The following is a 208-nucleotide window of genomic DNA, read 5'->3' as shown; positions in this document are numbered from 1 at the left end:
CTTGAATCTTCAATAACTTTAGCCCTGTTAATTAATGATTCAACTTCTTTAATTCTTGCTTCAACTTCAGCTTGTCTATTTCTAGCAGCATCATAATCAGCGTTTTCACTTAAATCTCCTTGGTTACGTGCTTCAACTAATTCTTCAATAACTTTAGGTCTTACAACTTCTAATAAATGTTTAAGTTCAACTTTTAATTCTTCTAATC

The 208-nt window shown here is 30.3% G+C and carries 1 pseudogene; it reads right to left on the bottom strand.

Annotated elements, in window-relative coordinates:
* Positions 1–208 (bottom strand): annotated as a pseudogene (gene greA / locus ABOA88_RS24180) (transcription elongation factor GreA); the annotation flags it as partial.

The sequence above is a fragment of the Pseudomonas sp. PKS genome, from assembly GCF_051913525.1.
Taxonomy (GTDB): Bacteria; Pseudomonadota; Gammaproteobacteria; order Pseudomonadales; family Pseudomonadaceae; genus Aquipseudomonas; species Aquipseudomonas guariconensis_D.
The sequence above is the reverse complement of the archived record's forward strand: the minus strand, read 5'-3'. Positions and strand labels throughout refer to the sequence as shown.